Genomic DNA, 12,457 nt, shown 5'->3' on the forward strand with positions numbered 1-12,457 from the left:
GAATCCGGGAATTAGCGACAAATTTGCTTCCGGCCGGTCAGCGGCATGGTGACCGGTTCGTCACCGCGGCAGTATTGCGCTCACCACCCGCTCGAGCCACAGTAAGTAAGTGGTTACTTACAGCGAGGGTGAGGTGTCGGCCACGTCGCGGGAGCGCATTCTGACCGAGGCGTTGCGCCTGTTCGGGGAACAGGGCTTCGCCAAGACCTCGATCGCGCAGATCGAGCGGGCCGCCGGACTGTCCGGCGGATCCGGTGCGCTCTACCGCCACTTCAAGTCCAAGGAAGAGTTGCTGGTGCGGGCGGTGGACGCCCGGCTGGCGGATCGCGGCGACTGGGAACAGTTCCTGGCACCCACCTTCTCCGTGGTGACGGTGATCGAGGCGATCGCGCCGACCGCAGGCACCGTCGACCGACTCGTCGCGCTGTGCCGAATCGGCCTGACGCGATTGGACCACGACCGCGATGTGACACGAATCCTGTTGCGCGACAACTCGATTCCCAGTCCACTATTGGAAGTGTTTCGGCACCAGGAATACGCGGTGGTGATGTCGATGGTCACTCGAGGCCTGGTCGAGCTCGCCGATGACCGAGCAGGTGAGCAGGACTGGGATGCCACCGCCGCGGTGCTGGTCGGCGCGCTCGCCCACTTCTGGATGATGCGCGACATCTTCGACGGCGACCACCCGGCCGACGTCGACACCGATCGCTACCTGCGGGCCACCGCGGAGATGATCGCCGCCCGGCTCGACTGGGCGGATCCCAAGGGAGAGGACCGAGGATGAACACACCCATCACCGTGGTCGGGGGCGGACTGGCAGGGCTCACCGCCGCGATCGCCGCCGCCGAAACCGGCGTACCGGTGCGGCTGTTCGAGGCACACCAGACGCTCGGCGGACGGGGCCGTGCGACACCGCCGCCGCACATCGCACATGACGGCGCCCACGTGTTCTACGCCGACGGCCCGCACTACACCTGGTTGAAGAAGCGAGGCTTCGTCGCCGGCCTGGGCCGGCCGGGCCTCGCCGACGCCACGAAGCTCGGCTTCCGCACCGGCGGCGAGATTCGGCGCGTGCCGCCGATCGGGATGCTGCGCGCACAGTCACGCAAGTGGTTGCCTGCCCCGGTCGACGTCGACTTCCACAGTTGGGCCACCGAACGCTGGGACGAGCGCACCGCCACCCAGATCGCCCATGCGATCAGCGTGGTCACCTACGACGCGAACACCGGCAGGCTCTCCGCCGCGTTCGTCTGGGATCTGTTCCAGCGCGTACTCGGCCCCGTCGTCCCCGCGGTGCGCTGGGTGCGCGGCGGCTGGCAGCAGACGATGGACCGGATGGCCGCCCGTGCGACCGAACTCGGGGTTCGCGTCGAGACCGGCTCGCGGATCACCGAATTGCCCACCGGCGGGCCGGTTGTCGTCGCCACCGACCTCGACTCGGCCCGCCGCCTGCTTGGCGACGACACCCTGCACGGAATCAGTGGCTTCGCCGCCCTCCTCGACCTCGGCGTCACGAAGGACCGGCGCGACCGCAGTCTGGTCTTCGATCTCGACGAGGGCGGCTTCCACGAGAGCTACACCATGCAGGACGACACCATCGCCCCCGCGGGCGAATCCCTGTACCAACTCCAGATGCCGGTGCGCGACAACGAATCCCGCGACGCGGCCCACCAGCGACTGGAACACTTCGCCGACTCCACCATCCCGGACTGGCGCTCGCGCACCACGTTCCGGCGCACCGCCACCGCGAAGGGTCGCACCGGAGCACTCGATCTGCCCGGCACCACCTGGCGCGACCGGCATGCCATCGATCGCGGCGACGGCGTCTACCTGGTCGGCGACATGGTCGCCGCGCCCGGCATGCGCGGTGAGATCTCCATCAACAGTGCGATTTCCGCGGCCTCGTCGGCGGTACGGGCGGTGTCCGGTAACCACTCGCGTATCGAGTCCGTCTAGAGCACTCGATCCGATCGGCACCGCTGCGGCGCGGTGCCGATCGGATCCACGCCCTGCCGGTCGAAATTCGCTTGCCCGCCGTTGCGCCGATTCCTAGAGTTGATCGCATGTCGTGCCAATTCTTCATTCGCCTCCGCCACAACCGGGCTCTGGCCCGCTAGCGGACGCGGATAACTTCATCGGCGTCCACCGGCGCGCCCAGGGCCCTTCGAGACACAGTCGACTCGAAGACCCGAAGGGGCAACTGCCGTGGCGCAGGACTACGTACACCGAAACTACTCACACACCCAGCGCAAGGTCACCGGTAGCAGTGGCGGTCGAACCGCCCGTGACCGAGCGAGAAGAACACTGTCCCAGAACTTTCTGGTGGATCGTGCCGCCGTCGACTCGATGGTGGCGGTGGCCGATCCGGCGGGAACCGTCCTCGAACCCGGTGCGGGCGAGGGCATTCTCACGCAGGCCCTGGCTCGCCGGGGCGCACAGGTCACCGCGTACGAGATCGATCCGCTGCTCGCGGCCAAACTCTCGGCGCGCACGCGTTCCGAGGACGGAATCCGTGTCGTCCGTGCCGATTTCACCAAGGCCCGAGCACCCAGGGAGCCGTTCGCCGTGGTGGGGAACATCCCGTTCTCGGTGACCGCCGACATCGTCGACTGGTGCCTGACCGCACCCGCGCTGACGTCGGCGACACTGCTCACCCAACGTGAATACGCCCGCAAACGCACCGGCGACTACGGCCGCTGGAGCCTGCTGACCGTGTCAGCCTGGCCATGGTTCGCCTGGGAACTGCGCGGACAGGTACCCCGCACCAGCTTCCGTCCGATTCCCTCGGTCGACTCGGCGATCCTGCGGATCACCCGTAGACCGGAACCTCTTGTCGCGCACCGTGATTCCTACACCGATCTGGTGCGAACCGGTTTCTCCGGCATCGGCGGCACGGTACGCGCGTCCCTGCGCACCCGCTATCAGGGCGTCGACGACGCGCTGACCGCGGCCGGCATCGATCACACCGCTGTCGTCGCCTATGTGCACCCGGACCAGTGGGTGGAGTTGCACTCGATGCTCACCCACTGACCGGGAGTCGGTGCTGCCTTCCCCGCGGCAGCACCGACCTCGGGCAACCGACCGGCACTGTGCCGGGTCCGACTCCGACAGAACTGATCGCAGCAGTGCGCTTGCGGGATCAGGGAATGACGACCGGCCCGGTGAGCGGGGACGGGTCGTCGGCCCAGCGGTGGCCGATCTCGCGAGGGGTGATGCCATCGTCGGTCCATGCGGTCAGCAGCTGTGCGACCTTGTCGTGCATGGTCGTGCGGAGCCGGTCGAAGGAGGTGTCCGGGGTGTCGTCGACTTCGCCGAGCAACAACCACCACGCCCAGGCCACCGCACCCGCGTTGGCGACGAAGTCGGGCAGCACCGGAACGCCTCGGGCGGCGAGCATCGCTTCGGCTTCGGGGGTGGTGGCGGCGTTCGCGGCTTCGACGATGACGTGGGCCCGGATGTCGAACGAGTTGTCCGGCGTGATCGCATACGAGATCGCCGCCGGCACAAGGATATCGACGTCGGCGGAGATGACGGCGCTGCGCGGCATCTGCTCGATGCCCTCGGGCAGACGGGACCGGTCGATCTCGCCGTAGCCGTCGCGCAGATCCAGCAGCGCCGGAATGTCGAGCCCCTCGGCGCGATACAGCGTGCCCGCGGCGTCGGCCACGGTGGTGACCTTCATCCCGGCCTCGTGCAGGTAGTAGGCCGCTGCCCCGCCCATCGTGCCCACGCCCTGGATCGCGACCGTCGTGTCGGCGGGCGACTGCCCCCACTGCACCGCCGCGGCGAGGCAGGCGTGCGCGACACCGAAACCACCGATCACATCACCGAGCAGGAAGCCGCCGTCGACCGCGGCGTCGAGTCCGTTGCGCACCCGCACCAGCGTCGCCGCCGGGTCGACGGAGCGCCGGATCGCGGCGTGGTAACTCTGGCCGAGGTCGAGCTTTTCGAAGACCTCGTCGATCAGGTGCTGCGGGACCCCCAGGTCCTCGGCGGTCACCCAGTGCGCGTCGAGCCACGGGCGCATCGCCTCGCAGAACCGCTCGAGCACCTCCACCGCACGCGGATCCTTCGGATCGAAGTCGATCCCGCCCTTGGCGCCGCCGATCGGAAGGTCGAACGTGGCGGTCTTGTTGGCCATGCCGCGCGCCAGATCCTCGACCTCACGCATGGTGCAACCGGCTCGCATCCGGGTGCCGCCGGTGGCGAGACCGCCGCGCACGGAGTGGACGACGAGATAGCCGACCGCGTCGGTGAGCGAATCCGTCCACTGCAGACGCATATACGGTTCGCAACGACGGGTCGCGGGACCGACAGCCGGGGCCGTGGGGACGGCCGGAACGGTCTGTGGAGTCACCTGCGGCGTGCTCCCACCAGGGTTCAGCATCGTCATGGTGCCCACCTCCTCATTCATGGTTGTGATTGCCCGTGGTGGACCCCGTCGTCCCGGTAAGCACCAGCGTGCGTCACCCCTGGCCGTGCGTCTATTTACGGTTCGTTCACGGCACCCTTCATGGTTTCTGCACATTGCTTAGGCTCGAAGACATGGACCTGTCATTGGCCCGCCTGCGGATGTTGCGCGAATTGCACCGGCGCGGCACGATCACGGCCGCCGCGGCCGCGCTGCACTACACCGCGTCGGCGGTTTCTCAACAGCTCGCACAACTCGAACGCGACGTCGGCACCCGACTGTTCGAGCGACGCGGGCGCCGGGTGCAGCTCACCGATCTGGGGATCGTGCTCGCCGAGCACGCCGAGCAGATCCTGGCCGCGGTCGAGCGCGCGACCCAGGCGCTCGAGGAAGCGGGCGGATCGGTGACCGCGAAGATCACCGCCGGGGTGTGGGCATCGGTGGCCTCCGGCCTGCTCCCCGACGCGCTCGCCGCCCTCGCCGACTCACACCCGGGAATCTCGGTGCGCACCACCGAACTCGCGCCGGAATCGATGGCCGCCGCGGTCCGTGACGGCACGCTCGACCTGTCGTTCGTGCTCGACTACTCGAACTATCCGACGACCTGGGACCGTGGCCTGGAGCGCGAGGTCATCGCGGTCGAACGGATCCACGCCGCCGTCCCCGCCGGTGCGGTGCCCGCGGCGAGCGTGACCCTCGCCGAGTTGTCCGAGCATCCGTGGATCATCGCGCCCGCCCGATCGCATTTCGGGCACGCGGCGCGGCTGGCATTCCAGTCCGCCGGGCTCCGGCCGCGCATCGACCACGAGTTGGAGGAGCAGGTGACCGCGATGGCGATGGTCGCGGCCGGACTCGGCGTCACACTCGTATCGGATCTGGGTTTGGCGTTGCGCCCGCCCGGGGTGGACATCGTCGCGCTCGGTGACGGCCTCACCCGGACGGTATCGCTGGCCTACCGCACCAACTCGGCGGGCCGAGCCGCGCTGCTACTGGTGGTGGACGCGATCCGGACCGCCGCGGCGCAGAAGGGACTCGGCGCCGAGATCCGTACCGCGCCCGTCACCCATCTGGCCTCAGATGGCGCCGGTGCTCAGGAAACCGAGTAGGTCGTGGCGGGTGATCACGCCGACAGGCTTACCGTCTTCGACGACCATCAGGGCATCGGAATCCGACAGGGCCTTGGTGGCGGTGGAGAGGGGCTCTCCGGCGCCGATCAGCGGGAACGACGGGCTCATGTGCTGGGCGACGGAGTCGGTGAGGTTGGCGCGGCCTTCGAAGACGGCCGAGAGCAGGTCGCGCTCGGTGACGCTGCCCGCGACCTCGCCGGCCATGACCGGCGGCTCGGCGCCGACGACGGGCATCTGGGAGACGCCGTATTCGCGCAGGATCTCGATGGCGTCGCGCAGGGTCTCCGACGGGTGGGTGTGCACCAGGTCGGGCAGGGCGCCTGACTTGCCGCGCAGCACGTCGCCGACCAGCGGTTCGGGGCCCGATTCCAGGGGCGTCTGGAGGAAACCGTAGGAGCTCATCCACTTGTCGTTGAAGATCTTCGACAGGTAACCGCGACCACCGTCGGGCAGCAGCACCACCACGACGGCGTCGGGATCGCGGCGGGCGACCTCGATCGCGGCGACCACGGCCATACCGCAGGAACCGCCGACCAGCAGTCCTTCCTCGCGGGCGAGGCGCCGGGTCATCTCGAAGGAATCCGCGTCGGAGACCGCGATGATCTCGTCGGGGATCGACGCGTCGTAGGCCGAGGGCCAGAAGTCCTCGCCGACACCTTCGACCAGGTACGGGCGACCGGTGCCGCCGGAGTACACCGAACCCTCCGGATCGGCGCCGATGATCTCGACCGTGCCGCCGGAGACCTCTTTGAGGTAGCGCCCGGTGCCGGAGATGGTCCCGCCGGTGCCGACGCCCGCCACGAAGTGGGTGACCTTGCCCTCGGTGTCGGCCCAGATCTCGGGGCCGGTGGTCTCGTAGTGGCTGTCGGGGCCGCCCGGGTTGGAGTACTGGTTGGGCTTCCAGGCGCCCTCGATCTCGCGGACCAGGCGATCGGAGACGTTGTAGTAGCTGTCGGGGTGCTCCGGCGGCACGGCGGTCGGGCAGACCACGACCTCGGCGCCGTAGGCACGCAACACGTTGCGCTTGTCCTCGCTGACCTTGTCCGGGCAGACGAACACGCACTTGTACCCGCGCTGCTGGGCGACCAGCGCCAGGCCGACACCGGTATTGCCCGAGGTCGGCTCGACGATCGTGCCACCCGGCTTCAGCAGTCCGTCCTGCTCGGCGGCGTCGATCATCTTGACCGCGATCCGGTCCTTGGAGCTGCCGCCCGGGTTCAGGTATTCGACCTTCGCGGCCACCAGGCCCGCATTGGGGCCGACCACCGAGTTCAGCCGTACAAGGGGGGTGTTGCCGATGAGGTCAACCACATGATCCGCGATGCGCATACTGGCCCGCCTCTCCGAGTATTGTGCCGGTCGTAGGTACGCCGGACTTGGTAATCGGGCCTACGTCTCCCATGGGCGGTCCCGGGCGTACCCGGCGAGTTGCCCATGTACCTACGAAATCGATCATTCCGTCACGAGACTAGCCGAGCGCTTGTCCTCTCGACCGGGCGGACCAGCGTCGTAGAATGCTCGAATGTGAGCGCACCTCGAATCAGCTGGCGGACCGCGGCCGTGACCGGAGCGACGACGGTGCTCGCCGGGTCGAGCGCCGGAACGGTCTCCTGGGCCACCTATCGACTGCTGATGACGCAGGCTGGGGCGGCGCGCGCGGTGATCGGCCGCGACACCTCGAAGCCGCCCGAGGCCGACGGTGTGTACGCGCCGGGGGCGATTCTTCCCGAGCCGTGGCGCAAATCGACACCCGTCGACCTGCACCTGATGATCTTCGGCGACTCCACCGCGGCCGGGCTCGGCTGTCTCGGTGCCGCCGATGTGCCGGGGGTGCGGTTGGCCCGCGGGCTGGCCGAGGCTACCGGCCTGCGAATCCGGTTGAGCACCAAGGCGATCTCGGGCGCCACGTCGAAGGGCCTGGCCGGGCAGGTCGACGCGATGTTCGTCGCGGGGCCACCACCGGATGCCGCGGTGATCCTGGTCGGCGCCAACGACATCACCAAGAAGCACTCCATTCGCGCCTCGGCGCGCAGGCTCGCGTCGGCGGTGTCGCGACTGCGTGAGGCCCACGCGCTGGTGGTGGTCGGCACCTGCCCGAATCTGGGCACCGTCACCGCTATCCAGCAGCCCCTGCGCACGATCGTCGCGAACTGGAGTGTGCGCCTGGCCAAGGCGCAGACGGTCGCGACCACGATCGCGGGCGGCATCGCGGTGCCGATGGGTTCGCCGCTGGTCGCCTCGGAGTTCCGTGCCGCCCCCGAAACACTGTTCGCCACCGATGGATTCCACCCGTCCGCGGCGGGCTATGAATTGGCCGCTGCGCAGCTGCTTCCCGTGCTGATCGCGCAGGTGCGCGACCGCCCTGCCCTTCCCGTCGCGCAGCTGGAGACGTAGATTCGAGAACGACCGGCATGTAAACAGCCGTTCACGTCGAACAACGCGAAAAGGAGTCCTCATGCCCGAGGCCGTCATCGTCAGCACCGCCCGTTCCCCCATCGGCCGTGCCGTCAAGGGGTCACTGGCGGGAATGCGCCCGGACGACCTGACCGTGCAGATGGTCCAGGCCGCGCTGGCCAAGGTGCCTTCGCTCGACCCGACGCAGATCGACGACATCATCCTCGGCACCGGCTCCCCCGCCGGTGAGGGCGGCTTCGGCATGGGCCGTATCCTCGCCATCCAGCTCGGCCTCGACGTCGTCCCCGGCACGACCGTGCAGCGCTACTGTGCGTCGTCGGTGCAGACCACGCGGATGGCCTTCCACGCGATCAAGGCAGGCGAGGGTGACGTGTTCATCTCCGCCGGTGTGGAGACCGTCTCGCGCTACGCCCGTGGTTCGGCCGACAGCTCGCCCGACACCAAGAACCCCGTGTTCGCCGAGGCCGAGGCCCGCACCGCCAAGACCGCCGAGGGCGGCGCCGGCGCGTGGCACGACCCGCGCCAGGACGGCCTGCTCCCCGACGCCTACATCGCGATGGGCCAGACCGCCGAGAACGTCGCGTCGCTGACCGGCATCTCGCGCGAGGACCAGGACCGCTGGGGCGTGCGCTCGCAGAACCGGGCAGAAGAGGCCATCAAGAGCGGCTTCTTCGAGCGCGAGATCTCCCCGGTCACGCTGCCCGACGGCACCGTGGTGAGCAAGGACGACGGCCCACGCGCCGGCGTCACCTACGAGGCGGTCAGCCAGCTCAAGCCGGTGTTCCGCCCCGACGGCACCGTCACCGCGGGTAACTGCTGCGCGCTCAACGACGGCGCCGCGGCACTGGTCATCATGAGCGACACCAAGGCCAAGGAGCTGGGCCTGACCCCGCTGGCCCGCATCGTCTCCACCGGCGTCTCCGGCCTGTCGCCCGAGATCATGGGCCTGGGCCCGGTCGAGGCCGTCAAGCGCGCGCTGGCGATCGCGGGTAAGTCGATCTCCGACATCGACCTGTTCGAGATCAACGAGGCCTTCGCCGTACAGGTGCTCGGCTCGGCGCGTGAGCTCAAGATCGACGAGGACAAGCTCAACGTCTCCGGCGGCGCGATCGCGCTCGGCCACCCGTTCGGCATGACCGGTGCCCGCATCACCACTACCCTGCTGAACAACCTGCAGACCTACGACAAGCAGTTCGGCGTGGAAACCATGTGCGTCGGCGGCGGCCAGGGCATGGCGCTGGTCATCGAGCGCCTCAGCTAGTCCGCCTCCCCGCGACTTCTGGCCGGACTCGGGTGCCGCGCGACATCCGAGGCGGCCAGACTCCGCAGTCGGCCGAGTCAGCCGGTCCCCGGTGAGTTACCAATGTCCTCGCCCGAAGGATCAGCGCTGGTCCCGGTGCGGACAGTACCGCGTGATCTGCGGCTGATTGCCATCTAATTGTCAAAAATTCGGCTGACGTGCAGATTTCACGGTACCAACGACAACGGTTGTTTGTCCCATCCGATCAACTGCGCCAACTGAGGGGGTGGGCGCGAAGACAGCGGTCGGGTAAGGCAGCCGGTCGGGTGAGGTGTGTTGGATTCCATACTTGGGTTTGGACGCAGTCAAGGGGTGACACACCGCGCGGTGTGTCACCCCTTCGACATGCGTCGGTACCGCCAGAGCGGCGGCGTGCCACCTTGGTCAGCGCGCAGCCGAGCTTGTCACTGACCTGGAGCTGGTCGAGGCTGTACTGTGTCCGTGCCGTGGCGGGGCGCCCGATCGTGCCAGATTTTCGGATGTCAGCGGTGCTGGTCTGCAGCCAGGACCGTCACGACCTACACGGCAAACCCGATCAGCCTGTAGTCGCGATGCCACCTGGGCCCGTCACGAGCGGGAGGATCACGTTGCCGTACTGGTTGGGGCGGTAGGGACCCCGAAGCTGGTCGGCGATCGACCAGATGAAACTGCCGAGACTGCTCACAAGGCTCCTTACGAGGCTCAATCGACGATAAGTGTTGGCCGCTCAGCGCGAGCCCGTGCGTCCGTCGGAACAAGCGGCGCGTAATCCGCAGTAGCCAACGCTTTCTAAAAGGACATCATCGCGCATCCCGACATCCCGTATGTCACGAGGGCGGGCCGCGACGACTGGCTCAGCGAATCCGTCGCGGGGCCGCCTTGCAATGAACATCCCTGGGGCACAAGCCGATCGCACTGGGATGTGTCCAGCAGTGAGCCTGGGAACGCTTGGGGGCGAGGAGGTGTGGACCGTCGCTCCAAAATCGACCCATCGCCTCGAACCTGATGACAACGCTGTCATCTTGAGCCGCGCCCCCGAAACGCCACACAAGCCATGCTTGGCACGGTCTTTGCCACCGGTCGAACGTCCGCCTATGCCGCATGTACCCACGTTCTCGGTGAAGCATTCCCGATCAACTGACCGATACGGTCAGCCACAACGGTGACCCCGGATCTCCGCGCCTACGCCTCAGCTGATAATCGAACGTATGTGCGAATCGATTAGGCTCTATCTGCGCGCTGGGCGCTGGACGGAACCAGCTCCCCGCTTTTGCCCGGAGGGGCACCGTCTCGGGCCAGGCCGATCACTCGTCAGCGTGATGCCCTGTATCCGGATTGGCGGGCATCACAGGACGCACACCTGCCTCGCCTGCAGCACGACCATCTATAGCCCGCCGATGCACTCCGGCCCGCGGCAGCTCTCGAGTGCGTCGAAATCGCTGCCCCAGGTTGCCAGGCTCGCCGACTCCGACAGGACGCCACCAGCGCGCACTTCGGCAGCGAGATCGCGCCCTAGAATGGCGCCGGCGGCGTGGCGCCCGCTGAGCATGGCACCTTCGGTGCCTGGTCCCCACCTCGTGCTGGTTCCGGCGAGGAACAGCCCGGGGACAAGGCCGCGGCTGCCGGGGCGCAGCGGGCCGATCTGGGTGGTACGGGTTTCGAGGCCGAACGGGGCCCCGCCGGTGTTGCCGACGAACCGTTGCTGGCTTGCGGGTGAGGCGAGCTCGGCCAAGCGCACATTGTTGGAGGAGCCGGGATATGCCTGCTCCATCCGTTCGAGCATCCCATCGATGATGATCTTCTTGACTTCCAGGTAACGCTTGTCCTGGCGATAATCGCCGTCGGCGACAGCATGCCCGTCGAAGCCCCACAGCGCCGGCGAAAACGGGGCGATGGTTTGCACTTCGACAGTGGAATGTCCGGCGGGGGCGGCGGGGGCGTGGGACGGGTCACGACGGGAGGACGACATGACATACATCGGCTGGCGCCGAGCGAACTCCCGCGCCCACGACCGTCCATCAGCGAAGCCTTTGCCATCGACCAACTGCGAACTCATCCGGTTCAACGACCGTAGTGATGTCGCATCCTCCCAGGTGGGGATGGAGAAGTAGTTGGAATTCGGCACATTCGACAAGTCCTGTTCGATGCCGAAGAATCCATTGATCAGCGGGCGTGACATCTTCCAGGCGCGGATCCGTGCCCGCTGGACCGCAGGTAGGTGCTCGAGTCCGACCAGGTCGGTGTAGGTGCGGATGATGTCGGTCGCTGAAACGACCACAGGCGCGAGGATCGTCTCTCCACTCTCGAGGAGAACCCCGGTGACCTTCCCGCCCCCGAGGAGGATCTTCTGGACACCCGCGTTCGTGCGGATGCTGCCGCCGTGGCTACGGATGACCTCAGCGAACCCGGCAGCGAGGACTTGCCCGCCTCCTTTGGGGTAGTAGGCGCCGCCGCCGACGTAGTTCTGGAAGTAGCCGGCCTGCATGATGGTCGCGTTTCCGAGTGGGGTCGTGGCGAGTGCACCGTTTTGCACGGACAACGCCAGAATCGTGCGTGGTCGCAGGTTGCAGGCAACCAAGAGAGCCATGTATGGCAGGCCGGCAAACGCAGCTGCTTTCGGGCCGACTTTGGCGAGGTACCGGGCTACTTCGAGCGGTGTGCCGGGGACTTGGTCTCGGTCCACATTTTCGCCCAGCGAGCGCAGCACCGACATCAGCCGAAGGATTCCTCGGCGCTCATCGGGAAAGGTCTCGAGCAGGTTCCGCTGGTAGCTGTCCCAGCCAAAGGGTGTGCGTAGCGCGAAGTCGGGCCCGATGATGGTGTCGAAGCTTTCGCTCTCGAGCGGAAGCCATTCTATGCGGTCGTCGAGGCCCAGGCCACGCAGCAACGTGGGAACTTGTCCATCGGGCCCGCAGTCGCCGACAAAGTGGACGCCGCAGTCGAATTCCCATTTTCCTTGCCGACGAAACACATGTGAGGTGCCACCGAGAACGGAATAACGTTCGAGTAGCAGCACTCGTTGTCCGGTTGCGGCGAGATGTGCTGCGGCGCTGCTGCCGCCGAGCCCGGACCCGATGATTATCGCGTCGTATCGGGGGCTGCCGCTGGTTATGTTCGTGCTCATTGTCGATTCCAATCGTTGTTGTCGATCTCCGGGCGAGTCGCGGCGAGCCGTAGGCGGTACGCCGCCCCGGGTCGGTCGGGCAGCCTCCGATCCATGGCTTG

Annotated in this window: 9 protein-coding genes and 1 pseudogene; 6 read left to right on the forward strand and 4 right to left on the reverse strand. The window is 67.5% G+C overall.

Going from position 1 to position 12,457, the window contains the following annotated elements; translation table 11 throughout:
- Positions 1–133 precede the first annotated feature (133 nt).
- From ACFWUR_RS18475 to erm, 3 genes are all read left to right on the forward strand, one after another.
- Positions 134–784: a TetR/AcrR family transcriptional regulator gene (locus tag ACFWUR_RS18475; RefSeq protein WP_378908537.1), complete on the forward strand. Its 651-nt coding sequence runs from the start codon at positions 134–136 to the stop codon at positions 782–784.
- The gene (locus ACFWUR_RS18480; protein WP_378908346.1) at positions 781–1,956 is read left to right on the forward strand and encodes an NAD(P)-binding protein; all 1,176 of its coding nucleotides are present in this window, start codon (positions 781–783) and stop codon (positions 1,954–1,956) included. Before ACFWUR_RS18475 ends, ACFWUR_RS18480 begins: the two co-directional genes overlap by 4 nt.
- A 249-nt stretch (positions 1,957–2,205) precedes the next feature.
- Positions 2,206–3,030, forward strand: coding sequence for an ErmE/ErmH/ErmO/ErmR family 23S rRNA (adenine(2058)-N(6))-methyltransferase (erm, locus tag ACFWUR_RS18485; protein ID WP_378908347.1), 825 nt, complete (start codon positions 2,206–2,208; stop codon positions 3,028–3,030).
- Positions 3,031–3,139: 109 nt separating this feature from the next.
- On the opposite strand, the gene ACFWUR_RS18490 is transcribed toward erm, so the two are convergent.
- The gene (locus ACFWUR_RS18490; protein WP_378908538.1) at positions 3,140–4,387 is read right to left on the reverse strand and encodes a Glu/Leu/Phe/Val dehydrogenase dimerization domain-containing protein; all 1,248 of its coding nucleotides are present in this window, start codon (positions 4,385–4,387) and stop codon (positions 3,140–3,142) included.
- Between the two features lie 158 nt (positions 4,388–4,545).
- Between ACFWUR_RS18490 and ACFWUR_RS18495 the strand changes: the two genes are divergently transcribed.
- Positions 4,546–5,517, forward strand: a complete 972-nt coding sequence (locus tag ACFWUR_RS18495; RefSeq protein WP_378908349.1) for a LysR substrate-binding domain-containing protein — start codon at positions 4,546–4,548, stop codon at positions 5,515–5,517.
- Here ACFWUR_RS18495 and ACFWUR_RS18500 read toward each other — a convergent pair.
- Positions 5,485–6,867: a cystathionine beta-synthase gene (locus tag ACFWUR_RS18500; protein ID WP_378908350.1), complete on the reverse strand. Its 1,383-nt coding sequence runs from the start codon at positions 6,865–6,867 to the stop codon at positions 5,485–5,487. The two genes, ACFWUR_RS18495 and ACFWUR_RS18500, sit on opposite strands and share 33 nt — an antisense overlap.
- Before the next feature lie 195 nt (positions 6,868–7,062).
- Between ACFWUR_RS18500 and ACFWUR_RS18505 the strand changes: the two genes are divergently transcribed.
- A complete protein-coding gene (locus tag ACFWUR_RS18505) occupies positions 7,063–7,932 on the forward strand; it encodes an SGNH/GDSL hydrolase family protein (protein WP_378908351.1) in 870 nt (289 codons plus the stop codon).
- Between the two features lie 61 nt (positions 7,933–7,993).
- A complete protein-coding gene (locus tag ACFWUR_RS18510; RefSeq protein ID WP_378908353.1) occupies positions 7,994–9,214 on the forward strand; it encodes an acetyl-CoA C-acetyltransferase in 1,221 nt (406 codons plus the stop codon).
- Positions 9,215–9,824: 610 nt separating this feature from the next.
- Here the strand turns inward: ACFWUR_RS18510 and ACFWUR_RS18515 are convergent.
- Together ACFWUR_RS18515 and ACFWUR_RS18520 are read right to left on the reverse strand one after the other, a co-directional pair.
- Positions 9,825–9,917, reverse strand: a pseudogene (locus ACFWUR_RS18515) (type I restriction-modification system subunit M N-terminal domain-containing protein); the annotation flags it as partial.
- Between the two features lie 699 nt (positions 9,918–10,616).
- The gene (locus ACFWUR_RS18520; RefSeq protein ID WP_378908354.1) at positions 10,617–12,356 is read right to left on the reverse strand and encodes a phytoene desaturase family protein; all 1,740 of its coding nucleotides are present in this window, start codon (positions 12,354–12,356) and stop codon (positions 10,617–10,619) included.
- Positions 12,357–12,457: the final 101 nt, after the last annotated feature.

This window comes from Nocardia sp. NPDC058633, assembly GCF_042717045.1.
Classification (GTDB): domain Bacteria; phylum Actinomycetota; class Actinomycetes; order Mycobacteriales; family Mycobacteriaceae; genus Nocardia.